The 24,027-nt window shown below is 68.0% G+C and carries 26 protein-coding genes and 2 tRNA genes; 17 read left to right on the plus strand and 11 right to left on the minus strand.

The features are described 5' to 3' along the window. Positions 1-129 precede the first annotated feature (129 nt). Positions 130-220: transfer RNA gene (locus tag QZZ29_RS00810), tRNA-Ser, on the plus strand. Positions 221-297: 77 nt separating this feature from the next. Beyond that, a tRNA-Arg gene (locus QZZ29_RS00815) sits at positions 298-370 on the plus strand. A gap of 81 nt (positions 371-451) precedes the next feature. Here the strand turns inward: QZZ29_RS00815 and QZZ29_RS00820 are convergent. The 3 genes from QZZ29_RS00820 to QZZ29_RS00830 are packed head-to-tail and all read right to left on the minus strand — an operon-like array spanning position 452 to position 3,329. Continuing rightward, positions 452-1,483 (minus strand): hypothetical protein, encoded by a 1,032-nt coding sequence (locus tag QZZ29_RS00820; protein WP_291380639.1) that lies wholly within the window; start codon positions 1,481-1,483, stop codon positions 452-454. Continuing rightward, the gene (locus QZZ29_RS00825) at positions 1,480-2,688 is read right to left on the minus strand and encodes an ATP-binding protein (RefSeq protein WP_291380641.1); all 1,209 of its coding nucleotides are present in this window, start codon (positions 2,686-2,688) and stop codon (positions 1,480-1,482) included. The genes QZZ29_RS00820 and QZZ29_RS00825 overlap by 4 nt, the downstream gene beginning before the upstream one ends. Further along, positions 2,685-3,329, minus strand: a complete 645-nt coding sequence (locus QZZ29_RS00830) for a response regulator transcription factor (RefSeq protein ID WP_291380643.1) — start codon at positions 3,327-3,329, stop codon at positions 2,685-2,687. Before QZZ29_RS00830 ends, QZZ29_RS00825 begins: the two co-directional genes overlap by 4 nt. 169 nt (positions 3,330-3,498) lie before the next feature. Here QZZ29_RS00830 and QZZ29_RS00835 point away from each other — a divergent pair, with 169 nt between their 5' ends. After that, entirely contained in the window at positions 3,499-4,098 is a 600-nt protein-coding gene (locus tag QZZ29_RS00835) for a hypothetical protein (RefSeq protein ID WP_291380645.1), read from the plus strand. Here QZZ29_RS00835 and QZZ29_RS00840 read toward each other — a convergent pair. Beyond that, on the minus strand, positions 4,095-4,931 hold the full coding sequence (locus QZZ29_RS00840) for an exodeoxyribonuclease III (RefSeq protein ID WP_291380647.1): 837 nt from the start codon (positions 4,929-4,931) through the stop codon (positions 4,095-4,097). The genes QZZ29_RS00835 and QZZ29_RS00840 overlap by 4 nt on opposite strands. Before the next feature lie 39 nt (positions 4,932-4,970). Here QZZ29_RS00840 and QZZ29_RS00845 point away from each other — a divergent pair, with 39 nt between their 5' ends. From QZZ29_RS00845 to QZZ29_RS00860, 4 genes are read left to right on the plus strand one after another with little or no spacing between them, the layout of a single operon-like run. Beyond that, the gene (locus QZZ29_RS00845; protein ID WP_291380649.1) at positions 4,971-5,732 is read left to right on the plus strand and encodes an SDR family NAD(P)-dependent oxidoreductase; all 762 of its coding nucleotides are present in this window, start codon (positions 4,971-4,973) and stop codon (positions 5,730-5,732) included. 56 nt (positions 5,733-5,788) lie between these two features. Further along, positions 5,789-6,355, plus strand: coding sequence for an orotate phosphoribosyltransferase (gene pyrE / locus QZZ29_RS00850; RefSeq protein ID WP_291380651.1), 567 nt, complete (start codon positions 5,789-5,791; stop codon positions 6,353-6,355). A gap of 3 nt (positions 6,356-6,358) precedes the next feature. After that, positions 6,359-7,321, plus strand: a complete 963-nt coding sequence (locus QZZ29_RS00855; RefSeq protein WP_291380653.1) for a hypothetical protein — start codon at positions 6,359-6,361, stop codon at positions 7,319-7,321. A gap of 32 nt (positions 7,322-7,353) precedes the next feature. Continuing rightward, complete coding sequence (locus QZZ29_RS00860; RefSeq protein ID WP_366478783.1) at positions 7,354-7,923, plus strand: LemA family protein; 570 nt, start codon at positions 7,354-7,356, stop codon at positions 7,921-7,923. Between the two features lie 19 nt (positions 7,924-7,942). Here the strand turns inward: QZZ29_RS00860 and QZZ29_RS00865 are convergent, their stop codons facing one another. Continuing rightward, entirely contained in the window at positions 7,943-8,620 is a 678-nt protein-coding gene (locus tag QZZ29_RS00865) for a VTT domain-containing protein (RefSeq protein ID WP_291380655.1), read from the minus strand. A gap of 199 nt (positions 8,621-8,819) precedes the next feature. Here QZZ29_RS00865 and QZZ29_RS00870 point away from each other — a divergent pair, with 199 nt between their 5' ends. From QZZ29_RS00870 to QZZ29_RS00880, 3 genes are all read left to right on the plus strand, one after another. Next, entirely contained in the window at positions 8,820-9,452 is a 633-nt protein-coding gene (locus QZZ29_RS00870) for a TrmH family RNA methyltransferase (protein ID WP_291380733.1), read from the plus strand. Positions 9,453-9,504: 52 nt separating this feature from the next. After that, positions 9,505-10,524 carry a class II fructose-bisphosphate aldolase gene (fbaA, locus tag QZZ29_RS00875; RefSeq protein ID WP_291380657.1) on the plus strand — a complete coding sequence of 340 codons (1,020 nt, stop codon included), beginning with the start codon at positions 9,505-9,507 and terminating at the stop codon, positions 10,522-10,524. 101 nt (positions 10,525-10,625) lie between these two features. After that, positions 10,626-11,924: an adenylosuccinate synthase gene (locus tag QZZ29_RS00880; protein ID WP_291380659.1), complete on the plus strand. Its 1,299-nt coding sequence runs from the start codon at positions 10,626-10,628 to the stop codon at positions 11,922-11,924. Here QZZ29_RS00880 and QZZ29_RS00885 read toward each other — a convergent pair. From QZZ29_RS00885 to QZZ29_RS00900, 4 genes are all read right to left on the minus strand, one after another. Next, a complete protein-coding gene (locus QZZ29_RS00885; protein WP_291380661.1) occupies positions 11,918-12,316 on the minus strand; it encodes a winged helix-turn-helix domain-containing protein in 399 nt (132 codons plus the stop codon). The two genes, QZZ29_RS00880 and QZZ29_RS00885, sit on opposite strands and share 7 nt — an antisense overlap. A gap of 271 nt (positions 12,317-12,587) precedes the next feature. Further along, positions 12,588-14,936, minus strand: coding sequence for an ABC transporter permease (locus QZZ29_RS00890; RefSeq protein ID WP_291380663.1), 2,349 nt, complete (start codon positions 14,934-14,936; stop codon positions 12,588-12,590). 5 nt (positions 14,937-14,941) lie between these two features. Next, a complete protein-coding gene (locus tag QZZ29_RS00895) occupies positions 14,942-15,676 on the minus strand; it encodes an ABC transporter ATP-binding protein (protein ID WP_291380665.1) in 735 nt (244 codons plus the stop codon). Then, complete coding sequence (locus tag QZZ29_RS00900) at positions 15,673-16,296, minus strand: TetR/AcrR family transcriptional regulator (RefSeq protein WP_291380667.1); 624 nt, start codon at positions 16,294-16,296, stop codon at positions 15,673-15,675. Before QZZ29_RS00900 ends, QZZ29_RS00895 begins: the two co-directional genes overlap by 4 nt. Positions 16,297-16,367: 71 nt before the next feature. Here QZZ29_RS00900 and purD point away from each other — a divergent pair, with 71 nt between their 5' ends. From purD to QZZ29_RS00930, 6 genes are read left to right on the plus strand one after another with little or no spacing between them, the layout of a single operon-like run. After that, positions 16,368-17,657, plus strand: a complete 1,290-nt coding sequence (gene purD, locus QZZ29_RS00905) for a phosphoribosylamine--glycine ligase (protein WP_291380669.1) — start codon at positions 16,368-16,370, stop codon at positions 17,655-17,657. Beyond that, positions 17,657-18,550: a phosphoribosylaminoimidazolesuccinocarboxamide synthase gene (locus QZZ29_RS00910; RefSeq protein WP_291380671.1), complete on the plus strand. Its 894-nt coding sequence runs from the start codon at positions 17,657-17,659 to the stop codon at positions 18,548-18,550. The genes purD and QZZ29_RS00910 overlap by 1 nt, the downstream gene beginning before the upstream one ends. 35 nt (positions 18,551-18,585) lie before the next feature. Then, complete coding sequence (locus QZZ29_RS00915) at positions 18,586-19,077, plus strand: hypothetical protein (RefSeq protein WP_291380673.1); 492 nt, start codon at positions 18,586-18,588, stop codon at positions 19,075-19,077. A 39-nt stretch (positions 19,078-19,116) separates the two neighbouring features. Then, positions 19,117-19,437: a phosphoribosylformylglycinamidine synthase subunit PurS gene (purS, locus tag QZZ29_RS00920; protein ID WP_291380675.1), complete on the plus strand. Its 321-nt coding sequence runs from the start codon at positions 19,117-19,119 to the stop codon at positions 19,435-19,437. After that, positions 19,434-20,138, plus strand: a complete 705-nt coding sequence (gene purQ / locus QZZ29_RS00925; protein WP_291380677.1) for a phosphoribosylformylglycinamidine synthase subunit PurQ — start codon at positions 19,434-19,436, stop codon at positions 20,136-20,138. Before purS ends, purQ begins: the two co-directional genes overlap by 4 nt. Beyond that, on the plus strand, positions 20,138-20,818 hold the full coding sequence (locus QZZ29_RS00930; RefSeq protein WP_291380679.1) for a uridine kinase: 681 nt from the start codon (positions 20,138-20,140) through the stop codon (positions 20,816-20,818). The genes purQ and QZZ29_RS00930 overlap by 1 nt, the downstream gene beginning before the upstream one ends. A 6-nt stretch (positions 20,819-20,824) precedes the next feature. On the opposite strand, the gene QZZ29_RS00935 is transcribed toward QZZ29_RS00930, so the two are convergent. Continuing rightward, positions 20,825-21,865, minus strand: a complete 1,041-nt coding sequence (locus QZZ29_RS00935; RefSeq protein WP_291380681.1) for an LLM class flavin-dependent oxidoreductase — start codon at positions 21,863-21,865, stop codon at positions 20,825-20,827. Positions 21,866-21,966: 101 nt separating this feature from the next. Here QZZ29_RS00935 and QZZ29_RS00940 point away from each other — a divergent pair, with 101 nt between their 5' ends. Beyond that, a complete protein-coding gene (locus QZZ29_RS00940; RefSeq protein ID WP_291380683.1) occupies positions 21,967-22,983 on the plus strand; it encodes a GNAT family N-acetyltransferase in 1,017 nt (338 codons plus the stop codon). Here QZZ29_RS00940 and QZZ29_RS00945 read toward each other — a convergent pair. After that, a partial coding sequence (locus tag QZZ29_RS00945; protein ID WP_291380685.1) for a phosphotransferase occupies positions 22,972-24,027 on the minus strand: 1,056 nt, incomplete at its 5' end. The genes QZZ29_RS00940 and QZZ29_RS00945 overlap by 12 nt on opposite strands.

Raw genomic sequence — 24,027 nt, forward strand, 5'->3', positions numbered from 1 at the left:
AGGAGCCGGAGGTCCGCGGCGGCACTTCGGGCATCGTCGTCGACCGGGTGTGCGCGTCACCTCATCACCCTCCCGCTCCACCGTTTTGCTCGGTGAAGGCGCGAACGGGTATCGTATGCATCTGACCCGGGAGACGTCGCATAGTCCGGTCTAGTGCGCGGTCCTGCTAAGACCGTGAGGGTGTTAAAGCCCTCCGTGGGTTCAAATCCCACCGTCTCCGCTCCACCGTCTCCGCCACAAGGTTCGGCTCGCCGCACCAAACCGCTATACTCATTTCTCGGTCCTTCGTGGGCCCAAGCGCCCGTAGCTCAACGGATAGAGCATCTGACTACGGATCAGAAGGTTGGGGGTTCGAATCCCTCCGGGCGCGCTGGACCTGCAACCCCAGGGGCCCCCGAGGCGACCGGGGTTTCGTTGCCGCTGCGGCCACCGGGTGGCCGCGCGCGACCGCCTAGCGGCGCTCGACGGGTTCGCCAGCGGCGTCGAGTTCCACCCGATCGCGGGCGTTCGACGAAACGATCGACACTGCAACGGGTCGGCCCCGCGGGGCAAGCCTGACGGTCACCGAACCCTCGTGGGCGGCATTGAGCTCGGCCACAATGGCGTCGCTCATGCGCACCATCGCATCGCCCTCCTCGAGTCCCTCTCCGCGGTCGTCGAGCAGCGTCACTTCGACCCCACGTTCGCGCGCCTTGGTGGCCGCGGCCGCGATCCTGGGCGTGATGAGCGAGCGTCCCCTCACCCCGTCCCGCAGCAGCGCCTCGGCTGTCGCGTACTGCAGCCTGGCGGCGTCAGTCATCGGAGGCCCGTGCTCCACGAGGCTTTCCAAGAGCGGAACGGCAGAGGCTCTCAGCTCGAGCACGCGCCGCTGGCGGATCTGGGCGGACGTCGCACCCTCGGCGGCCTCGACGGCCGACGCCACAGAGTGTTCGCCATATTCATTGATGCGCTTGGCGGTCCTGCGCAGGTTGACCTCAAAGAGGGTTCCCACAAACAGAATCGCCGCGTGGGTGTCGAGCAGTAGCGCGCCGTCCAAGACGCCACGACCCACGGCAGTACTCCACGCCAGGGTGCCCGACGCCATCAGCACATACCCGAGCCACGCCGCCCCCGGGCGCCTGCGCATCGCCAGGAAGAACAACATCCACGTATTGGATCCGAGGTGCCAGCTTGCGCGTCCCGGCGGGCCCACGTCGGGAAGCTGGAACGCCACCAGAAGCGTGCTGATCGCGACGGCGGCGACCACGATGGCGGTCAACGACACGGGGAACGGGTCGGGCCGTTCGAGCACGAGCAGCACGGCCGCGCCGTTGACGATGACCATGGCGGCGATGACGGGCATGGGGTTCTTGACCTCGTCGAGCGTGGCGAATGCGTAGAGGATGTTCGAGAAGATGAACAGACCCATCACCACACGCGCGGGGTCCGACGACAGGCGCAGCAGTTGCGATGAGTCGACGTGCTCAAAGTGTCTGGCGGTCATGACGGCCGCACCCAGGTGAGGGTCACGGTGGTGCCCTCGCCCACACGGCTTGAGACATCGCCGCTGCCGCCCTCGACCATCGACATGCGTTCGATGATGCTCAACCTGATGCCGAGCCGCCGCGACTGCACCGTGCGCGTGTTGAACCCCTTGCCGTCGTCCTGCATCGTGACCACCAGGCCGCGTTCGTCCGCGGCAATCGCCACGTGACGGGGAACGTCACCGCCATCGAGGCTTGCGTGCCTGACGGAGTTGCGCAGTGCTTCTGACAAGGCGTCACTGAGCGCCGTCACCACTTCTGCGGGTACCTCGCCGTCCCCTGCCTCGTGGTGTGTCACGTCGGTGCTGGGTGCGACGCGTCGAACCACATCGAGCAGGGCCATTGCGGTCTCCCGATTGGAATACATGCGCGACGAGGCGTCACGGGTCTCGAGCGACGAGATGGAAGCGATCGCGACGCGCGCCTGATCACCAAGTGACGCGGGAGGATTCTCTCGGGAAGCGGTCAGCAGCACGGACATGATGTCGTCGTGCACCATCGCGTTGATGCGCGTCTCCTCGCGTTCACGGGTGCGGCTGGCGGCCGTGCGCGCGGCCTGCGAACGCGCAATTTCCGACGCGTGATCGAGTCGGTCAGCTGCCCCGATGACACCCATGGTGGCGGCCATGAGGATGACGATGAATACCAGGGACCCCGCGCCGTCGAGGAACGCCGCCTTGGCCGCATCTTCCCGGACCAACTGCTGGACCACGCCAATGACGACGCCTTGGCTGAGGCCGTAGACCCATACTGATCGTCGACGCCAGGCGATCGCGGCAATCATCCCGTGCAGTGCGTGGATTCCTTGGTACCAGGGGACCGCGTTGCCCGCGAGTGTTGGCGTCGACAGTCCCCACGGGAAGGCCATCATGCCAGCGAGGAAGAGGATTGCCGTGGCTCCCGCGAGGCGCCGCACCGCTCTTCGCGACAAGACCCACGTGAGGATGCCAAGCGCCACGGGCATGATGATCGCGACGGCAATGAGACCCGCCCCGTACCACACCTCGAGCTGGGGCGTCTGGCCGGCGATGCCGCCGGCGCCCGGGTACAGGACACCGCCGTAGATCAGCGCGGCCAGCCCCACCGACGAATAGAGGAGTCTTTCGAGTCGAGCCCGAGCCGTATCCTCGCTGACGCGGTCACCAGGCGCCAGCGCGATCTTCATGTCTCGTGACCGTCCAGGATGCCATCTTCGAGGGCCCGCTTGTACAGGTCGATCCGCGAGTGAGCGGGACGGCCAGCCTCGGCGTACTTGCGCCGAATCCGGCTGACGTAATCCGCGACGGTCTCGCGCGACAGTCCGGTGCGTTGAGCCACCGAGACCGCGGTCTCTCCGGACGCGTACAGGCTCAGCACCTCCTGCTCGCGGGCGGAGAGCTTCGCGTCTTGAAGAACGTCGTCGGCGTCGATTGCCGCTGCCCAGTCCGTGCCAAAGACCTCGCGGCCGTCGGCTGCCGTGCGGATCGCGTCGAGGAGCACCGCCGGCGCGACCGACTTGCGAATCAGCCCGAGCGCTCCGGAGCGAGCCGCCGACTGGATGAGTCGGCGGTCCTCGGCCCCGGTGTAGATGAGCACGTGGGAGCCGCGAGCGTGGATGGCGTCCACGTTCTCCTCGGGCTTCGAGCCGTCGCTCAGGCGCAGGTCGAGCACCACAAGGTCAAGATCCCGGCCGAACTCGTCCAACTCGGGTACCGACTCCACCATGCCGATAAGTTCGAGGTCGTCCGCTCCTGCGAGGAGGTCGCGAAACCCGATCGCGATGAGTGCGTGGTCTTCTACCAGAGCGATCGTGCGGCGCGTGGACATGTCTCTCCCTCGGAGTGTGTCGTTTTGTCACGATAGCGGGTTGAACCAGACTTGAGAAAGCGAAAATGCTGATGCGGTTTCTCACAGGGTGCCCCCATAAATGGGGGCTTGCGGGTGCTGGAGCAGTCGTGGAATCGTCTCTGGGGAGGGGGGGATCTCCTTTCTCTCCATGCGTTGGAGGGGATTCTTGATGGAGTGGGGCGCCGAGCAGATCGCACTAGCGATCGCTGGCGCCCTCTTCCTTTTGGGGGTGGTGGCCTCGCTCCACCCAAGGCTCACCTTGTCGTTGAGTTCTCGTATCGTGTTGTCCTCGGCGGCGGGGGCCTACCTGGCCGCGGCGATCGCCTTCAGCCGCATCGAATCGCCGTTGTACGCCCCCCTGCTGTGGCTCGTTCCCCTGTCCGTTGCTGTTGTCGTGGCCCGCGACATCGTGAGCCACTGGGGGGTTTACGTGCTGCACGGCCTCCCCATCCTGAGGCGTGACGCGTCCTCCGATCTTGAGCCGTCTGGGCCGGCCGCAGCAGCGGCACAGGCCGGGGTGGGGGATGAGACTCGCGCGGGCATCGATCGCGCCATGGATCCTGCGGCGTCATCTGCGGAACTCGAGGAGCTCGCGTACACGCTCCCGGAGGCTCGCCGCGCCGTCGCCGCACACGCCGCGACGCCGGCCAGTGTTCTCAGCTGGCTTGCCGCCCACGGTGACGACGCCGTCGTGGCCGCGATCGCTGCGCGACAAGGGCCCGGGGAGGCCACGCACTCCGAGCGCTAACGCCGTGGCGAGCTGATCACGGTGCCTCCGGTGATGCCCAGTCGATCCGGATCGAAGTCGACCACCACGGGCACGTGGTCGGACGCACCCTTGCCCTTGCGTTCGTCGCGCTCGATGGCGGCTCCGGTTGCCGCCGCGGCCGCCGCTGCCGAGGCGTAGAGGAAGTCGATCCGCATGCCCTCGTTTCTGGGGAACCGCAACTGCTTGTAGTCCCAGAACGTGTAGCGGCGCTCGTCCGGAACGAATCTCCTGGACAACTCGGCGAAGCCCGCGTGCTCCAGCCGGACCAGGTCCTCTCGAATCTCTTGGGTCACGTGCGTCGGAGCCTCAGCGTCGGCCTCGTCCCAAATGTCGGTGGGAGTGGGCGCCACGTTGAAGTCGCCGCCGATCGCCACCGGCTGTCCCGCCCACGTGCCCGCAGCATCGGCGAGACGCGCCAGAAAGGCGCGCTTGTACGCGTAGTGGGGATCATCGAGTCCGCGCCCATTGGGGACGTACACGCTCCACACGCGCAAGGGCCCGCAGGTGGCACCGATGGCGCGCGCCTCCACCACCGGATCCGCGCCGGGCTTGCTGAAGGCGGGTTGGTTAGCAAACGACGTCTCGACATCCGCGATGCCCATGCGCGACGCGATGGCGACGCCGTTCCACTGATTGAGCCCGTGAGCAATCACGTCGTAGCCCGCCTGTGCGAACGGCGCGAGCGGCAATTGCTCGGGCTTGCACTTGGTCTCTTGGATCAACAGCACGTCGATGTCGGCCCGTTCCAGGTAGTCGACCACGCGGTCGACGCGGGCCCGGATCGAGTTCACATTCCACGTGGCGAGGCGCATGGGACCACGGTACCGGGGCGGCACGCGTAGCCTGGGACGGTGGCTACAGCATTGATTACGGGAGCAAGCTCGGGGCTTGGCGAGGAATTCGCATGGACTCTTGCGGCGGCGGGACGCGATGTGGTGCTGGTGGCGCGCTCGCGGGATCGCCTCAGCGAGACAGCGGACCTCTTGGCAGGAGCCACGGGAGTGAATGCCGAGATTCTGGTGGCTGACCTGTCCACTGCGGAGGGAACGCAGGCGGTTGCCGATCGTCTCGCGGACCCGGACCGCCCCGTCGATTTGCTGGTCAATAACGCGGGCCACGGGCTCAGGGCGGGCTTCCTGGAGACCACCGTGGAGGAAGAGGTGGCGGCGCTCGACGTCATGGTGCGTGCCGTGCTGATCCTCTCGCACGCGGCGGCCCGGGCGATGACCGCACGAGGTCACGGCGCGATTTTGAACGTGTCGTCGATCGCGAGTTGGCTTGGCAGCGGCAGCTATGCGGCGCACAAGGCGTGGGTGACGTCGTTCACCGAGGGACTGGCCGGCCAGTTGAAGGGAACCGGGGTCAGCGCCACGGCGGTGCTGCCGGGCCTGACGCACACCGAGTTCCACGAGCGCGCAGACGATGACGCGTACGACGAATTGCCGGAGATGGCCTGGCTCGAACCAGAGCATGTGGTCCGTTCCGCGCTCGCGGGAGTGCGACGCAAGCAGGTGCTCGTCACCCCTTCCTTGCGCTACGGAACGATGACCGGCGTGGTCCGGGTGTTGCCGCGCACGTGGGTGCGGGCCATCACCAGCCGCAGGCGCGGTTAGCCAAGAGCCCACGTCGGTCTCCACGCGTTGGCCCGCCCGCCGGTACGCTGACGGCCATGAGCCTGCCCACTCCGCGCGAGCAGTTGCGCGACCTCATCACGTCCCTGGCCGTCGTCCGCGGCAAAGTCACGCTGGCCTCCGGCAAGGACGCGGACTACTACGTCGACCTGCGCCGGGTGACCCTGCACCATGCCGCCGCGCCGCTCATCGGGCATCTGCTGCTCGACGCCTTGGAGGAAGCGGGCTGGGGCCCTGCCGATGTTGACGCCGTGGGCGGGCTGACGCTTGGCGCGGACCCCGTCGCGGGCGCTTTGCTCCACGCTGCCGCGTCGCGAGGGCTGGAACTCGACGCTTTCGTGGTCCGCAAGGAATCCAAGTCGCACGGCATGCAGCGACGCATCGAGGGCCCGGACGTAGCCGGACGGCGGGTGGTGGCGGTGGAAGACACCTCCACCACAGGCGGTTCGGTCCTGACCGCCGTCGAGGCGCTGAGGGAGGCCGGGGCCATCGTGGTGGCGGTGGCCGTCATCGTGGACCGGGACACGGGCGCCCGCGAGAAGATCGAGGCCGCCGGGCTACCGTACCTTTCGCTCTTTGGGCTTGCCGACCTCGGCCTGGAGTAGTTCATGTGGCTCGCCCAGTTGATGTCGCCGCGCAATTTCCTGCGTTTCCTCGGCGCGGCGCTGCTGGGCATTGGCGGGCTTGCCCTGTACGTGGGCTATGGCACGCCGTTCATGGCGGTCGTGACGGTGCTGGGTGCCGTGACGGTGGCGGGCTCGTTCTTTGCGGACAGCGCGCTCGCTGGCAGGCGTCGTCGAGAGGCCCAGGCATTCGCGGCGATACATGGCTGGACCTTCCATGAACACCTGACCGGCCTGCTGGCCCCGCTGTCACCGCCGCCGTTCAACGCCACGGATACCAGGTACGTGGATGTCATCAAGGGCCAGTTTCGCGGATTCGAGTGCTATGACGGCACCTTCGAATGGCGCGTACGGATCGATGACGATCTGACCCTGAGCAGCCGCCATCGCGTGGCCGTGGTGCGCCTGGCTGACGAACTGCCGCGGCTGATGCTCATCCCAGAGGGGCTCTCCTCAGCCATATCCAAGATCCTTGGCGGCGCGGATCGCGACTTCGAATCGGCATCCTTCAACCGCAACTGGCGGGTGCTCTGCAGCGACCCCCGCATTGCGCACGACATGCTCGGCCCCCGTGTGCTTGAGCGTCTCGACGCGTTGACACCACGCGCGCCGATGCTGTTCGAGCGTGGGCTGGCGGTGAGGATCGATCGGGAGGGCGAAGGGATCGCGTCGTTGGCTTCCCGGCTCGGGGGCCTGATCGCCGTGGCCCAGTACTTGCCTCGCCACACGGTGGAAGATCACGGACGTTTCGCCAACTCCCCGGGGCCATTGCCGTCGATGACGACGCCGGGTGCGTTGACCGGCGGATACCGGCCGGACATGCGGACTGCGGATGAACGCCACCTGTCGCGCCCCCGGCGGCGCGGTGTCGATCGTCGCTTCACCGGCACTCACGATTCATCCCCGGATGACGATGGTCGCCTCGCGTCCGACCCTCCCGGCCGATAGCATCAGCGACATAACGAACTGAAGGAGTTCTCGTGACTGCCGGATTGACTGCCGTCCTTGTGTTGGTGGGTTTGATCGTCGTACTCGTGTTGTGGGCGGTGGGCATCTACAACGGCCTGATCCGTTTGCGGAACCTGGTGCAGGAGGCGTGGCGCCAGATCGACGTGGAGCTCCAGCGTCGGCACGACCTGATTCCCAACTTGGTAGAAACGGTCAAGGGCTACGCCGCACATGAGAAGGGGACCTTCGAAGAGGTCACGCGTGCGCGCAACATGGCGGCCTCTCCCGGATCGTCGGTCGCTGAGCAGGCTCAGCAGGAGAACGTGCTGACCCAGGCGCTTGGCCGGCTGTTCGCCGTGGCAGAGGCGTACCCGGATCTCAAGGCGAATGTGAACTTCCAGCAGTTGCAGCAGGAGTTGACGAACACCGAGGACCGCGTTGCGGCGGGGCGACGGTTCTACAACGCCAATGTGCGGGAGCTCAACACCAAGATTGAGGTGTTCCCCGGCAACATCGTGGCGGGGATGTTCGGCTTCCGGCGCGCCGACTACTTTGAGACCGACGACCCGGCGGCCCGCCAGGCGCCGAACGTCCAGTTCTGATCAGAGTCTTGCGGCGCCGTTAGTCGGTTTCGGCCACGCGGATTGCGTGGCGCGCGTCGATGCGGTGCTTGAGCCACTCGACGGCGATCGGGATCAGCGACACCGCGACCACCAGCATCAGGGCCACTTCGATGTTGTTCTTGACCACATCGAAGCGACCCAGCCAGTAGCCGAGCATGGTGACGCCAATGCCCCACGCCAGCGCGCCGATCACGTTGAAGCGCACAAAGCGGGAGTAGGGCATCTTGCCCACGCCCGCGGCCACGGGGATGTAGGTGCGCACGAACGGCACGAATTGCGCCAGCACGATCGCGCGGCCGCCGAACCGTTCGAAGAACGCGTGGGTGCGATCCACGTAGGCCTGCTTGAAGAACCGCGAGTCCGGCCGGTTGAAGATCTTCGGGCCCGTGACGCGCCCAATCCAGTACCCGGACTGCGGGCCGACGAATGCCGCGAGGCCGATGATGCCGGCGACCGCCCAGATCGGCAGGTCAATCTGCCCCGTGCCCGTAAACAGCCCGGCCGTGAAGAGCAACGAATCGCCCGGCAGGAAGGGAAACAGAAGGCCCGTCTCGATGACGATGATGAGGCAGATGCCCGCGAGGGCCCACACGCCATACCGGTCGATGAAGCCGTTGATGAGGGTGTCGGGGTTGAGCCAGTCGGGGCCGATCATGGGAACCAGAGAGTGCAGCACTCGCCTAGGCTACGCGGCGCGAGCGGGGAACGGGCCATTTCTGCGGAATCTCTGAAGACCGACGCGCCCTGCTGCCTGGAATAATGGCGACATGACCAGCATCGGCACGCCTCCGAGTTCCGGCGCGACGTCGGGCCTGCCCGTCGAGGCGGACGCGGCCCCCGGCCACGGCGTCGGGCCGTGGGAGGGCGAATTGCCCATGGACGCGCACTTCGACCGGGACCTGCTGCGCGATGGCGACCGCCGTAACGTTGTGGACCGCTACCGCTACTGGCGGCACGATGCGATCGTCGCCGACCTGGACGCTCGCCGGCACCCGTTCCACGTGGCGATTGAGAACTGGCAGCACGACTTCAACATCGGCTCCGTGGTGCGCACCGCGAACGCGTTTCTCGCGCGTGAGGTGCACATTGTGGGCAACCGCCGTTGGAACCGGCGTGGCGCGATGGTGACGGACCGCTATCAGCACGTGCGCCATCACGCCACCGTCGAGGGCTTCGCGCTGTGGGCCGCGGGGCAGGGCCTGCCGGTCATCGGCATCGACAACCTGCCCGGATCGGTGCCCCTGGAGACGTACGCGCTGCCGCGCGAATGCGTGCTGGTCTTTGGCCAGGAAAGCGTCGGCCTGTCCGATGCGGTGCGCGGGGCCGCCGATGCCACGCTTGCGATCGCTCAGTACGGCTCGACGCGGTCGATCAATGCGGGCGCCGCGGCCGCGATCGCGATGCACGAGTGGGTGCGCCAGCACGGTGACGTGGCGGCGGGCCACCCTGAGGTCGCGTCGAGTGATGCGCGGGACCTAAGGCCACCGGCGCAAGGGCGGGGTTTCTGACACAATAGGAGACGGTTCGCTTCCATCATTTGACGATTTTCAGGAGAGACGCATGGCCCTCGCCACACCCGAGTCCTACAACGCGATGCTCGACGCCGCCAAGGCGGGCTCTTATGCCTTCCCGGCGATCAACATCACGTCGTCCTCGACCATCACCGCAGCCATCCAGGGCTTCGCGGAGGCCGAGTCTGACGGCATCATCCAGGTTTCCGTCGGTGGTGGGCAGTACGCCTCCGGTTCCACGGTGAAGGATCCGGTGGTGGGATCCCTCGCCCTCGCCGCGTACGCCCGCGAGGTGGCAGACTCCTACGGGGTCACAATCGCCTTGCACACCGACCACTGCCACGCCCAGTACGTGGACTCGTGGATGCGCCCGCTGCTCGCCGCCTCCACCGAGCGCGTCAAGGCTGGCGGCCTGCCGATCTTCCAGTCGCACATGTGGGACGGCTCGTCCGTGCCGATGGACGACAACCTCACGATGGCTGCCGAGCTCCTCGAGCTCGCGCAGGCCGCAAACATCGTGCTTGAAATCGAGATCGGCGTGGTCGGTGGCGAAGAGGATGGTCACGCCGCCGAGGTCAACGACAAGCTGTACACCACGGCGGAGGACGGACTGAAGACCGTCGAGGCCCTGGGCCTTGGCGAGAAGGGCCGCTACTTGACGGCCCTCACCTTCGGCAACGTGCACGGCGCCTACAAGCCCGGTGCCGTCAAGCTGCGTCCCGAGCTCCTCGGTGAGATCCAGAAGGAGGTCGGCGCCAAGGTTGGCAAGAACAAGCCGTTCGACCTCGTGTTCCACGGCGGCTCCGGCTCCTCTGCGGAAGAGATCGCGGAGGCAGTCAGTCACGGCGTCATCAAGATGAACGTCGACACCGACACCCAGTACGCGTACACGCGCCCCGTGGTGGACCACATGATGAAGAACTACGACGGCGTGCTCAAGGTAGACGGCGAATGGGGCAACAAGAAGGTCTATGACCCCCGTGCCTGGGCCAAGGCCGCCGAGGCTGGCATGGCGGCCCGCGTGGTCGAGGCATGCCAGCAGCTCGGTTCGGCTGGTAAGAAGATCTAAGGATTGCGATGCGGAATGCCCCCGGTCGCGATTGCGCCGGGGGCATTCGCACGTTCAGCAACAACCAGGCCCCGGATGCGTCCGGGTGAGGGGAGTGCGCGATGTCAGGCGTCGTGATCGTAGGAGCCCAGTGGGGCGATGAGGGTAAGGGCAAGGCCACCGATGTTCTTGGCTCCCGAGTCGACTATGTGGTCAAGTTCAACGGCGGCAACAACGCCGGACACACCGTCGTGATCGGTGACCAGAAGTTCGCCTTGCACCTGTTGCCGTCCGGCATCCTGACGCCCGGCGTGACGCCCGTGATCGGCAACGGGGTGGTCGTGGACCTCTCCGTGCTCATGGGCGAACTTGATGCGCTGATCGCGCGCGGAGTCGACCCGTCGAAGCTGCTCATCTCCAACGCCGCCCACGTGATCGCGCCGTACGCGCGCACGCTGGATCAGGTGTCGGAGCGGTTCCTGGGCAAGCGCAAGATCGGCACCACGGGCCGCGGCATCGGCCCGGCGTACGCCGACAAGATCAACCGCCTCGGCATCCGCATTGGGGACCTCTTTGACGAGGCTGTGCTGCGCGACAAGGTCGAGGGCTCCCTGGTCGCGAAGAACCACATGCTGGTCAAGGTCTACAACCGCCGCGCCATCGAGGTGGACCAGGTGGTCCAGGAGTTGCTGAGCTACCGGGAGCGGCTCGCGCCGATGGTGGCCGACACGTCGCTGCTGCTCAACCAGGCGCTCGACGCAGGCAAGAACGTGCTGTTCGAGGGCGGCCAGGCGACGATGCTGGACGTCGACCACGGCACCTATCCGTTCGTGACGTCGTCCAACGCGACGGCGGGCGGGGCGTGCACCGGCTCCGGCGTGGGTCCCACCAAGATCGATTCCGTCATCGGCATCGTCAAGGCGTACACCACCCGCGTGGGCGAGGGCCCGTTCCCCACGGAACTCACCGACACGTGGGGCGAGCGTTTGCGTGACGTGGGCCACGAGTTCGGCACCACCACCGGGCGCCCGCGCCGCTGCGGCTGGTACGACGCGGTGATCGCCCGCTACGCCTCGCGCATCAACGGGCTCACCGACTTTGTGCTCACCAAGTTGGACGTGCTCACGGGCCTGGACGAGATCCCGGTGTGCGTGGCCTACGACGTTCACGGCAAGCGCTTTGACGAGCTTCCTCAGGATCAGGCCGACTTCGCGGCCGCCGTGCCGATCTACGAGACCTTCCCCGGTTGGACCGAGGACATCTCGACGGCCAAGACGTTCGAGGAGTTGCCCCAGAACGCGCAGGATTACGTCCTGGCACTTGAGGACATCTCCGGCTGTCGGATGTCAGCCATCGGCGTGGGTCCCGAGCGCGACGAGATCTTGGTCAGGCACGACCTCCTGCACGCGCGGGGTCAGTAGGAGCGTTCGAGCCTGCGCAACCAGTCGATCAGTGGGCGGCCAGGCGCCCGCGGCAAGGCGTACCAGCGCCACGGGCCGTCGACAGCAACCTCGACCAGCCCCGCCCGAGCGAGCATCTGGAGGTGTTGTGACGCCCGCGCGGTCGAGACGCCGAACGTGTCGCTGATCGAGGCCGCGATGTCCCCGGCGGCGGCGCCACCCACCACGAGGAGTTCCAGGGCAAAGCGACGCGCGGGATCCGCGAGCGCCCGTGCTACGTGATCGATTTCCTCGTCCTCCTCAAGCCAGTCGAGGAACTGCTGATCGCGGCGTTCGGCCCGCGCGACGGCGGGCGGAAGGGTCGGTGCTGGCTGCTTGGTAGCGTCGCCGCCGTTCTCTAAGTTTCTCTCCACGCCATCCCACCGTCTCGCCCTTGTCGCTGGCTCGGCCGCCGCACTGTCCGTTCCCGATCGCCACGGCCGCCGCTCGGCCGGTGCCGGAGCGCCTCGGTTTCACTTTCTCGCATTTCAGCTCTCGCTTAAATGCCCACATGGAAACTATGGAGAGGCCGGGTCTTGGGGCTGCGGCCGGGGATGGGGCAAGGGATGAGGACTGGCCCGGGGCCGGGACATGGCGCCGGGTGCGCGGGCGCGGGCGTGGGCGTGGGGGCCCAGCGCCCCCCGCCTAGGCCGCCCGCTCCCGCACCACCGTGGCCACATCAACGTTGCGCACCGCGCGCACGGCCGGCCACTGGGACACAGCGGCAGCGGCCAGTACGCCGAGCGCACAGGCGGGCAGCATCCACCACGGCATGCTCAGCTCCAGGTTGAACAGGTCGTTGGAGAATGAGGCGAGAAATGCGCGCGCCGCGAGCACCCCGAGCCACAGCCCCAAGGGCAGGCCCAGTGCCGTTGCCACGAGGTTCTCGGTGGCGATGGTGCGTGCCACCTTGCCGACGCTCACCCCTGCAGCCCTCAGGGTCGCCAATTCGCCCGTCCGCTCCGCGACGCTCACCGCCATCGTCACGTAGATCATGGCCAGTGCCAGGACCGAACCGAGCGCGATCATCGCACCGATGAACGCGTAGAACAGGCCCAGGTAGTCCTCCACGATTCCCACGACGGCGTCGGCGTCTTGATACGCGACCACACCCTCCATGCCGGTGATCTGGTTGCGCACCTGGTCGCGGCTCGCGCCAGAGTCGATGCGCAGCACGTAGGTGTCCAGTCCCTGGGCGGGGACGATGCCCGAGGCGACCGACGTGGTCGCGTAGAGGGCGGTGCCCAGCGGCTCGTTCACGAGACCGGCGAGGCGTACCTGATGATCCTGCCCTCCGACGGCGAGGGTGATGGCGTCGCCCACCTTGACGTCAAGGAGGTCGGCGAGCGCCTTTCCCGCGAGGACGCCGTCCTGTGGCAGAGTCATCGAGGCGCCGTCGGGCGCCAGAAAGCCGTGCATGGCTGTGCCCGGCTGGAATCCCTGGAGAGTGGTCGCGTAACTCTTGTTGCCCGCGACTGCGGTCGCGCTGCCCACCACCGTGGGCTCGACCGCGGCGACGCCGGGCACCGCCGCCAGGGCATCGCCGCCGGTGCCGCCGGAGGCGACCGTGACGGTCGCGTCCTGGGTTTCTACGTCGTGATACTGGATGCGCAGGGCGTCAAGCATGCTGGTCATCATGCCCACGGAGGCGATCACGACCACCAAGGCGAGCACTCCGCCCAAGGCGGTCGCAGTCGTCCTTCGGCGGTTCCGGCCCACGTCGCGCAGCGCCATGCGGGTGCTGACGGGCAGGCCGCTCAGCCGACGGGCCACGAACCGACTCCACGGCCCGGGCTTGACGGGCACGGCGCTCTGGCGCATCGCCTCCGCGGGTGCGGTGCGAGACGCGGTCAAGGCGGGACCGAAGGCGCCAAGCAGGCCGACCGCGACACCGAAGGCGACGCCCGCCACGAGCATCCAGGGGTGCATGCGCACCACGGTGTCCGGAATCCCGAGAGCGCCCGTATACGCGGAGGTGACGGCGCCGTTCGCCGCGGCACCCAAGATCACGCCGATGACGGCGCCAGCGAGGCCAACGATGGCGCCCTGCGACAGGTAATGGCGCATGACTCGGCCGCGCCGCGCGCCCGACGCCATGAGCGTTCCGATGATGGGCCGCTCACGCAGGATCCGACGTGCCAGCATCACGTAGGACGAGACCCCTGCAGCCGTGAGAAACAGCAGTGGAAAGGCCACGGACATCTCGTTGAAGCCGTCGAGATCCTCCTGAAGCGTCGCTTGCGACGGCTGGTTCCGCCACGTCACCACATCGTCGGCGCCCGCGCTGCGCATCGCCATGGCGACGGGGCCCGACGGGTCGGCGTCAGTCTCCTGGGGAAGCAGGACGAGAGCCTGGGTGGGTGCGGCACCAAGCCAGTCCCGCGCGAGGCTTTCGGGGGCGAAAATCACGGCGAACGACTTCGGATCGGCGATGACCTCTTGGCGGCTGCGCGCCGCCCAGATGTACTCGGGTGAGACCACAATCCCGCGCACGGTGGCGGTGTGCCACGCGCCTTGCCCGAACACCTCAAGGGTGTCGCCGGGTGTGAGTCCGAAGGTGTCCGCGGCGTGCTTCTCCACCAGTATCTGGGCGCCACGGTCGTGACTGGCCGCGCCCGTGTCGAGGTAGTTGCCGTCGATCACGTCGACGTCGTCTACGGTGGCTCGCCCGGAGTCGGGCATCGAGATGACGCGACCCACCAGCGCAGTGCCGCCGATCCGCATCGGCGGGTCCACCTGGATCCGCGTGATCGCGGTGGCTGCACCCGCGGACAGCGCGGCGTCGGCCGCGGCCCGTGCGTCAGGTCCGGTCGCAACCAGGTCCGCGAAGTGCAGGCGGTCGTACGTCTTCTGGTACGAGTCGCTGAGGTTGAGGAATGCCCCCGCCGTCGCAACGTAGAGCATGACGCCCAGCAGGATGGTCACTCCCACGGCGCCGACTTGCGCGCGCTGCCTGGCGAGGTCCCTGAAGCTCTTTCGCGTGGTGGCCTGCATGGCGATCACCAGGTGACGTCGGAGGCGTCGGCCGGGGAATCGTTGTCTTCCGTCGACTCGATGCGTCCGTCCACCACGGTGATGACACGGTCCGCGATCTGGGCGACCGACGCATTGTGGGTGATGAGGACGACGGTGCGGCCCTGGCGGCGCAGATCCTGCAGGAGCCCGAGGATCTGGCGCCCGGTGTCGAGGTCGAGGGCGCCGGTGGGTTCGTCGGCGAGCAGGATGGCCGGGTCGGTGGCCAGCGCGCGTGCGAGCGCCACGCGCTGCTGCTCGCCGCCGCTCAGTTGCGACGGGAAGTTGTCGGCGCGGTCCGCGAGCCCGACGGCGTCGAGCAACGCCGTGACGCGAGCCTTGTCGCCGCGCCCGGTCAGCTCGATGATCACCTCAATGTTCTCGCGCGCCGTGAGCGTGGGGATGAGGTTGAAGAACTGAAAGACGAAACCCACGTGATTGCGGCGGAAGTCCCCAAGGTCCGCGGGCTTGCGCTCACCAATCTGTTCGCCGCCCACGGTGACGGAGCCGCTCGTGGCGGCCTCGATGCCGCCGATGATGTTGCACAGGGTGGTCTTTCCGGAACCGGAAGGGCCCAGGACGACCGCAAACTGTCCGGCGCGGATCTCGAGGTCGACGCCCCGGAGGGCGTGCACTGCGGCGTCGTCAGTGCCGAACACCTTGGTGACCGCCTCGAGAAGGACCGCGGTATCGGTGGCGACGGCCTCCGGTGTCGCTGTCATGACTCCTCCTTGGTGAATGCGCCGTGGCGGTACACGTCGAAGGCGGTGGAAGCCCATCGCCGCATGCCCTCCGGGCTGAGCGGGTCGGTGCCGAGCGCGTCGGCGACGTAGTCGTGCAGCACGATCATCGCGAGGTCGTTGACCAGGAGGAACGCGGCCAGTGCGGCACGGTCCTGAGTGGGCTGGAGATTGCCGCTCGCCGCCAGGGCGTCGACGGTGGTGACCGTCAACTCAAACCACTGTTGGATGAGCTTCTTGCCCATTGGGTCGCCCGACAGCAGCAGGCGGCGGAGGTAGGCGGGGATGGGCGATCCTGCGGGGATCGCGGAGGCGAACAGCTCGGCGAAGCTGGAGATCTGTGGGGTGCCGCCCTTCGCGAAGGCGGCTGGATCTTCGATCGCGGTGGCGAGCATCGCGTCAAACATGGACAGCACGTGGGCGTCGACGGCGTCCCGCAGGCCCTGCTTGGAGCCAAAGTGGTGGAGCACCAGGCCGGGCGAGACGTTTGCACAGGCGGCGATGTCGCGCACCGTCACGGCGTCTGGGCCGCGCTCGCCAAAGAGCCTCAGCGCGCAGTTGCGGATTTGCGCACGTGCGGTCACGTCCCGGTCACTGGCCATGTGTTCAATGTACTGAACAGGTGGTCAGTAGGAAAACTCCGCGCGTGGGCGGCATAGGTAGGCTGGGTCATGTGAAGATCCTCCTGGTCGGCTCGGGCGCGCGCGAGCACGCGATCGCCCGCTCCCTCAGCCTTGACCCCGCTGTGACCGAACTGCACGCACTCCCCGGAAACCCCGGCATCGGCTCCTTGGTGAGCAGCACGGGGCGGCCCACGATGCGGCACACGCGCGATCCACTCGACCCCACCGATGTGGCCGCGCTCGCGGCCGAAATCGGCGCGGACCTGGTGATTATCGGCCCCGAGGCGCCGCTCGTGGCGGGAGTCGGCGACGCGGTGCGGGCTGCGGGATTCCCCGTGTTCGGACCCGACGCCGCGGCAGCGACACTGGAGGGTTCCAAATCCTTCGCCAAGGAGGTGATGGCCGCCGCCGGGGTGCCCACCGCCGATCCTCGCGTGTGTCGCACCACCGACGAGTTGGAGGACGCGCTCGACGAGTTCGGCTCCCCGCATGTGGTCAAGGACGACGGCCTCGCGGCGGGCAAGGGCGTGGTCGTGACCCAGGACTGGGAACTCGCACGAGCCCACGGTCAGGGCATCATCGACGCCGGCGGCACCGTGGTGGTCGAGGAGTTCCTCGACGGCCCGGAGGTGAGCCTGTTCTGCCTGTCCGACGGCAAGACCGTGGTGCCGCTGCAGCCCGCGCAAGACTTCAAGCGCGCCTTCGACGGCGACGCTGGCCCGAATACCGGCGGCATGGGCGCCTACACCCCGCTTCCGTGGGCCCCGGCCGGGCTGGTGAACGAGGTGGTCGCGACCATCGCTCAACCCACCATCGACGAGATGGCCAAGCGCGGGACCCCGTTCGTCGGCGTCCTGTATTGCGGCCTGGCCCTCACGTCCAAGGGCGTGCGGGTGATCGAATTCAACGCCCGCTTTGGCGATCCCGAGACGCAAGCCGTGCTGTGTCAGCTGGTGACCCCGCTGGCGGGGGTCCTCCTGGCCGCGGCCGAGGGTCGGCTCGCCGACGCGCCCCCGCTCGAGTGGGCCGAGGGCGGCGCCGTCACCGTGGTGATCGCGGCCAAGGGATACCCGGCGTCGCCGCGCACGGGCGACGCGATCGGCGGGCTCGGCGAGGTCGAGGACGAGCCCGGAGTGCACGTGCTCCACGCCGGCACCGAGTTCTCGGACGACGGCGCGCTGGTCTCCGCCGGGGGGCGGGTGTTGTCCGTGGTGGGCTACGGCCCGTCGCTGGCGGCCGCGCGAGAGCGGGCGTACCGCGGGGTGGACTACATCAAGCTGGACGGATCGCACCATCGCAAGGACATCGCGAAGGCGGTCGCCGAGGCGGGACAGGGCTGATGCCCGGTTTTGTCGAGGTACCGCTCCCGGAGGAGATTCCCGGCTGGCGGCACATCTATACGGGAAAGATCCGCGACCTCTACGAGCCCGTCGAGCCCCATCCACAGGGCGACGTGATGCTGGTGGTCGCGTCCGACCGCATCAGCGCCTACGACTGGGTGCTCCCGACCGAGATTCCCGGCAAGGGGGCGGTGCTCACGGCCTTGACCCTGTGGTGGTTCGACCGATTGCGAGCGATCGTTCCCAACCACACCGTTGAGGCGCCCGTCCCCGACGAAGTGGCGGGCCGCGCGATGATCTGCCAGCGCCTGGACATGTTCCCCGTGGAGTGTGTGGCCCGCGGCTACCTGACGGGCTCTGGCCTGGCGGAGTACCGCGCCACGGGATCGGTGTGCGGCGTGGAGCTCCCCGTCGGCCTGGTGGACGGTTCCCGTCTGCCCGCGCCGATCTTCACCCCCGCGACCAAGGCCCAGGTGGGCGAACACGACGAAAACGTGACTCTCGACGCCGTCGCCGCCCTCATCGGCCGCGAGGACGCCGAGGCCCTGCGTCACCTCACCCTGGCCGTCTATGGCCTCGCCCACGAGATCGCCCGCACCAAGGGCATCGTGCTCGCGGACACCAAGTTCGAATTTGGGCGCTCGGCGTCCGGCGACATCGTCCTGGCCGACGAGGTGCTCACCCCGGACTCCAGCCGCTTCTGGCCCGCCGACACGTGGGAGCCTGGCCACGCCCAACCCAGTTTCGACAAGCAGTACGTGCGCGACTGGCTGACCTCCCCGGCATCGGGCTGGGACCGTCACGGCGACGCGCCGCCGCCAGCGCTCCCGGACGACGTGGTCGAGAAGACGCGCCAGCGCTATCTCGAGGCGTACGACCGACTGGTGGGGTAACCCAACGCTTCGGCGCTTCCGCGCGTCCTAGCAGTATGAGGAGACTCCGCGTCATCGCCGCTGCCGTCGCCTTCGCGGCCGGAATGCTCGTGGGCATCGGTGCGTGCGCCACGCCTGGAGGCTCGCCTGCCCCGCTTCCAGGACCCGACGGACGCCTTGATCTGGGAAGTCCCGGCGCCCAGCTCGCAACCTACGACGGTGTGCGCTTCTACCCGGCGTGCGCAGACGAGACCCTCGCGCATGAGGGCAAGGTGTGGTTCTCTTTCCGGCCCGCCAACCCGGAGGACTTCCCGATGCCGACGGCCGACGACGCGAGCGCGGCGGTCCCGGACACCAGCGGCGTCGCTGCGGCATCTGCGCCCGGCCGCGCTTCGACCTCGCTGGGCATGGTGATCGCCCCAGGGCCAGGAGACGATGTAGGCACCTTGACGGTCTACGAGGGCGGCTTCGCGTATTGGATCTCGGACTCCGGAGATGTGGACACCTGGCTGACCCACCGGGAGATCACCTACAACTGGGTCTGCTAGTGCCGATCCGGCACCCCGCGGCGCCGCTAGACTGCACCCATGCCAAAAATCATCGTTGACGTGATGCCCAAGCCCGAGATCCTCGACCCTCAGGGCAAGGCCATCGGCGCCGCCCTTACCCGCCTGGGCATCGAGGGCTTCCGTGAGGTCCGACAGGGCAAGCGGTTCGAGCTCAAGGTGCACGGCGAGATCACCGACGAGGTGCTCGCCAAGGTGCGGCACGCCGCCGAGACGTTGCTGAGCAACCCCGTGATCGAAGACGTGGTCTCCGTCAAGCAGAAGGAGTGCGGCGGCAATTGCGGCTGCGGCCACGCCAAGTCCGAGGAGGCGCCCAACGGTCAGAAGGACCTGCTGGCGTGACCGCACGCATCGGCGTCGTCACCTTTCCCGGCTCGCTCGACGACCGTGACGCCTTGCGCGCCGTGCGGCTCGCGGGTGCGGAGGCGGTCCCTCTCTTCCACGCCGACGCCGATCTCAAGGGCGTCGACGCCATCGTCCTGCCCGGCGGCTTCAGCTACGGCGACTACCTGCGGGCGGGCGCGATCGCGCGCTTCGCGCCCATCATGGATCCGATCGTCGATGCCGCGAACGGCGGCATGCCGGTGCTGGGCATCTGCAACGGCTTCCAGGTGCTCACCGAGGTGCACCTGCTGCCCGGCTCGATGATCAAGAACGAGCACCTTCACTTTGTGTGCCGGGACCAGACACTGCGCGTGGAGAACGCCGAGACGGCCTGGACCACGGAATACCGCGAGGGTGAAGAGATCGTGGTCCCGCTGAAGAACCAGGACGGCCAGTACGTGGCGGACGAGCACACGCTCGACGAACTCGAGGGCGAGGGCCGCGTGGCGTTCCGCTACGTGGGCTGGAACCCCAACGGCTCACGCCGCGACATCGCCGGCATCACCAACACGCGCGGCAACGTGGTGGGCCTCATGCCGCACCCGGAGCATGCGGTCGAACCCGGCTTTGGGCCGGACTCCGTCGAGGGCGGTCGCACGGGAACCGACGGCATCGCGTTCTTCACCTCCGCCATCAAGGGCCTGTTGGCGAAGGCCTGATGATCTCCGACGCCCGCGCCCAGGTTCTCGCGTCTCTTGCCGACGCGGTGATGGAGCGGTCCGCCGAGCACATGACGCATCCGGCGCGGGTGGGCATTGACGGGCCCGACGGGTCGGGCAAGACGATCCTGCGCCGCGAGTTGGCGGACGTGCTGCGAGGCCGCGGCGCCGACATTATCGAGGCCACGGTGGACGACTTCCACTACCCCAAGGCGATCCGCTACGCGATGGGTCGGGACTCGTGGGAGGGGTACTGGGCGGGGGCTTTCGACTATGAGCGGCTGGTCTCCGACTTGCTGGAACCGCTCGGCCCCCGCGGCACCCTGACATATAGGACCACGTCTCACGATCTCGACACGGACACGCCGGTCGACGCGCCGTGGCTCACGGCGGCACCCCACGCCATTCTGTTGCTCGACGGAGTCCTGCTCCAGCGCCGCGAGGTGGTGGGCAATCTGAATTTGGCGATCTACCTGGACGTGCCCTTCGAGGAGACGTACAGGCGGCTGGCGGTGAGGGACGGCTTCCCCACGGATCCCGAGGCGCCCAGCAATCTGCGCTACACCGAGACCCAGCGCCACTATCAGCGCACCTGTACGCCCACCGAGCGCGCGCAGATTGTGGTGGACAACGCGGACCCCTCCGCGCCGCGCATCGTGAAGTCGGGCGGCGGTCTCTAGCGCCGCTTAGCCCGTGTGCCCGCGCGAGAGCTGGTCCCGAATCTCCACGAGCGCGTCGAAGGTGGTCCGGTTGAAATCCGCACCAAGTTGGTTGGGGATCGTGACGAGCACGGTATCGGCCGACACCACCGCGTCGTCCTCGCGCAGTTCTCGCACAATCTTGTCCACGTCACCCACATACGACTTCCCGAACGTGCCCAGGGCGTCGTCGAGCTCGCCCACCTGGTCCTTGTTGCCGCCCATCGCGTCGCGCTCGAGGAGCGGGCCAAAGTAGAGCCGCGTCTGGTCGTCGACGATCGGCATGATGGACCGGGAGACGGACACGCGCGGAACGCCGGCGTGGCGCGCCTCGCGCCACGACTCGCGGAACGCCTCGATCTGGCGGTGCTGCACCACGGCTAACGGCTCGCCGGTGGCCTCAAGCACGAGTGTCGAGGACATGAGGTGCATCCCCAGCGCACCCACGCGCCGCGCGGACTCCGTGTTGCCCGCTCCGTACCAGATGCGCTCGCTGAGTCCCGGGGACTGCGGGGTGATGGGCAACTTCTTGCCGGGCAGCACGTGCGCGTGCGAGCCGGGCTCCGCGATGCCGACGCCGGAGACGGCCTCCCGGAAACGCGCGATGCGTTCGGCGGCGTCCTGGACGGGGAGCTTGCCGTCTCGCAGCGGGTACCCAAACGTTGCCGGCCCGTCCGCGGCGGGTTCGGGTGACCCCCGTGAGACGCCCAATTGCAGGCGGCCGCCCGCGATGAGGTCAGCCGTCGCGGCGGCCTCCGCCATATACAGCGGGTTTTCGTAGCGCATGTTGATCACGCCGGTGCCCAGCTCAACCCTGGCCGTCCGCGCGCCCATGGCCGCGAGCATGGGGAACGGGGAGGACATGTTCTGGTCGAAGTGGTGGATGCGGATCCATGCGCCATCCATGCCCGCGTCCTCGGCCGCCTCGGCCAGCGCGATCGTGTCGTGCATCAGGTCGCCGGGCGTCCGGACCTTGGAACCTGGCGCCTTGGAGTACCACCCAAACGACAGGAAGCCGATGTTCTTCACGGCCGCATCCTTTCACAGTGCTGGTTGACACGTCATCATCTGGGGAAGGAACCGGCCCGCAGGACCCGCTATTCCTGGCACCGCGGCGATACGCTCGGCACATGATCTCGGTGCAGTCGGTGGGCGCGGACGATCCCCGTGCCGTCGCGTTGTGGCAAGAGCTCGACGCGGAACTCGGGCACCGCTACGGCGAACCCGAGCTCGTCACCCCGATCAGCCCCGACGGAATCGTCGTCGTGATCCTCGCGCTCTCCGAGGCCGACGAACCCATCGGCACCGTCTTGCTCCGATGGTCCCGCGACCACCCGGACCGGCCAGGGACCGTGGAGATCAAGCGGCTGTATGTGCGGTCAGAACACCGCGGCCACGGCCACGCTCGCGTGATGATGGGCGCCATCGAGCGGGCGGCGTTTCGCGTGGGCGCAACCAGGCTCGTTCTTGCAACGGGCCAGGCGCAGCCTGAAGCGGTGGCGCTGTACACCGGCATCGGCTACACGCGGATCCCGTCGTTCGGCACCCATGCGGCGGACGCGCGCTCGATCTGCATGGCGAAGTCACTTCCGACGCGGCTGCTGGTGGTCAACGGAGCGATGGGCGCGGGCAAGACCGCTGCCGGATCGGCCATTGTCGATGTCCTGAGCGACGCGGGCGTGCGGGTGGCCTTCATCGACGCGGACACCCTGTGTCAGGCACGGCCCGAGCCCGTGAACGACCCCTTCCAGCAACACCTGATGTGGCTGAACGTGACCGCGCTCGCACCGATCTATCGGGCGCGCGGCTACGGCTGCGTGGTGGTCGCCAGGGCGGTGGAAGACCCCGAGGACCGCAACCGCTACGCCCGGGTGTTTGCGTCGCGCGTCGGGCCCGCGCAGGTCTCCGTGGTGAGGGTGACGGTCGCAGACGAGACGCGCGTGGAACGCCTCACCGCGCGCGAACCCGTGGGCCGGCGGCGAGACCTGAGCATCGCGCGATCGCGGGAGTTGGACGAGATTTTGGACGGCATCGACCTGGACGACGGGGTGGTCGCGACCGACGCCACCCCCAGTCAGGAGGTGGCCCGGCAGATACTCGACGTGGCGGGCTGGTGGGTTCCGGGTGCGGAGAACCTAGCCCAGTAGGGCGCCTTCCCACACGTCGGAGTGGTCGTAGATCCACTGGGCGTCTGCCTTCCAGACCGTCCCGATGCCGCGCTCCCACAGGTCGGTCCACAGATCAGCTTCGGTGGCGCGCATCTTGTCCAAGAACTCGTACATGCGCCTGGACCGCATCGACAGTAGCGGCACCAAAGCCTTGCGTTGCTCGTCGTCCAGACCGTACCCATCCACGAGCCGCCGCAGACGCCGCGAGGCGCTGGCAAGGTCGCCATCGGCCTGGTACAGCGGGGCGAAGGAGTGCGCGGCGTACGCCAAGTCCCACAGTCGGGTACCCGGTCCTGCGGCATCCCAGTCGATGGCGGCGAGGGTGCCGTCCGACTTCACCACAATGTTCGACGGCGCGATGTCGTGGTGCACGATCAGGTCGTGACCCGGGGCCCCCAATCCGTCGAACCAGAGGGCAAAGTCGGGTGGTTCGAAGCTCTCAAGCGCATCGTGCATGTCGTGCATGAAGCGTCCGATGCGCGCCGGGTCGAGCGCCTCGTCCGGGGCCTTGGGGTGGTCGGCACGAGTGCCCGGCACAAACTCAACGAGGTGCCGTCCCTTGTCGTCCCACCCGAACGATCGTGGCGCACCCTTGAAGCCCGCATCCTCGAGGTGCAAGAGCAGAGCGTGGATCGCGCCGGTATAGGGGTCCGGCGCGATGATGCGGACGTCCCGATGGCCGATGCGGTCCGGCCCGCGCAGTACCTCCCGCTGCGCCTGACTCGCCTCCTTGGTGGCGTCTCGCGCGTCGCGCTCCTCGTGCCCGCGCTCGCGCTCGGCACGCCGTTGCCTGCGGGACAGCCCCAGATTGAAGGCGGGTGTTGCCGGCGCGGGTACCGGGCGAGGCGGAATCCAGGGCCCGGTGGGCGTCGACGGCCGCTCCACCCGCGGCGCCACGGGCGGCGCCGCGCTCCGAGGCCGGAGCGGCGGGGCTGTGCCGACTCCTGGGGCCGCGCCGATTCCTGGGGCCGCGCCGATTCCTGGGGCCGCGCCGATTCCTGGGGCCGCGCCGATTCCTGGGGC

It is taken from the genome of Demequina sp. (assembly GCF_016278765.1).
Taxonomy (GTDB): domain Bacteria; phylum Actinomycetota; class Actinomycetes; order Actinomycetales; family Demequinaceae; genus Demequina.

What these genes read in the sequence shown, in the direction of transcription:
- QZZ29_RS00820 (WP_291380639.1), bottom strand. Translation starts at nt 1,483, where the DNA reads ATGACCGCCAGACACTTTGAGCACGTCGACTCATCGCAACTGCTGCGC.
- QZZ29_RS00825 (WP_291380641.1), bottom strand. Translation starts at nt 2,688, where the DNA reads ATGAAGATCGCGCTGGCGCCTGGTGACCGCGTCAGCGAGGATACGGCT.
- QZZ29_RS00830 (WP_291380643.1), bottom strand. Translation starts at nt 3,329, where the DNA reads ATGTCCACGCGCCGCACGATCGCTCTGGTAGAAGACCACGCACTCATC.
- QZZ29_RS00835 (WP_291380645.1), top strand. Translation starts at nt 3,499, where the DNA reads ATGCGTTGGAGGGGATTCTTGATGGAGTGGGGCGCCGAGCAGATCGCA.
- QZZ29_RS00840 (WP_291380647.1), bottom strand. Translation starts at nt 4,931, where the DNA reads ATGCGCCTCGCCACGTGGAATGTGAACTCGATCCGGGCCCGCGTCGAC.
- pyrE (WP_291380651.1), top strand. Translation starts at nt 5,789, where the DNA reads ATGAGCCTGCCCACTCCGCGCGAGCAGTTGCGCGACCTCATCACGTCC.
- QZZ29_RS00855 (WP_291380653.1), top strand. Translation starts at nt 6,359, where the DNA reads ATGTGGCTCGCCCAGTTGATGTCGCCGCGCAATTTCCTGCGTTTCCTC.
- QZZ29_RS00870 (WP_291380733.1), top strand. Translation starts at nt 8,820, where the DNA reads ATGGACGCGCACTTCGACCGGGACCTGCTGCGCGATGGCGACCGCCGT.
- fbaA (WP_291380657.1), top strand. Translation starts at nt 9,505, where the DNA reads ATGGCCCTCGCCACACCCGAGTCCTACAACGCGATGCTCGACGCCGCC.
- QZZ29_RS00880 (WP_291380659.1), top strand. Translation starts at nt 10,626, where the DNA reads ATGTCAGGCGTCGTGATCGTAGGAGCCCAGTGGGGCGATGAGGGTAAG.
- QZZ29_RS00890 (WP_291380663.1), bottom strand. Translation starts at nt 14,936, where the DNA reads ATGCAGGCCACCACGCGAAAGAGCTTCAGGGACCTCGCCAGGCAGCGC.
- QZZ29_RS00895 (WP_291380665.1), bottom strand. Translation starts at nt 15,676, where the DNA reads ATGACAGCGACACCGGAGGCCGTCGCCACCGATACCGCGGTCCTTCTC.
- QZZ29_RS00900 (WP_291380667.1), bottom strand. Translation starts at nt 16,296, where the DNA reads ATGGCCAGTGACCGGGACGTGACCGCACGTGCGCAAATCCGCAACTGC.
- QZZ29_RS00910 (WP_291380671.1), top strand. Translation starts at nt 17,657, where the DNA reads ATGCCCGGTTTTGTCGAGGTACCGCTCCCGGAGGAGATTCCCGGCTGG.
- QZZ29_RS00915 (WP_291380673.1), top strand. Translation starts at nt 18,586, where the DNA reads ATGAGGAGACTCCGCGTCATCGCCGCTGCCGTCGCCTTCGCGGCCGGA.
- purS (WP_291380675.1), top strand. Translation starts at nt 19,117, where the DNA reads ATGCCAAAAATCATCGTTGACGTGATGCCCAAGCCCGAGATCCTCGAC.
- QZZ29_RS00930 (WP_291380679.1), top strand. Translation starts at nt 20,138, where the DNA reads ATGATCTCCGACGCCCGCGCCCAGGTTCTCGCGTCTCTTGCCGACGCG.
- QZZ29_RS00940 (WP_291380683.1), top strand. Translation starts at nt 21,967, where the DNA reads ATGATCTCGGTGCAGTCGGTGGGCGCGGACGATCCCCGTGCCGTCGCG.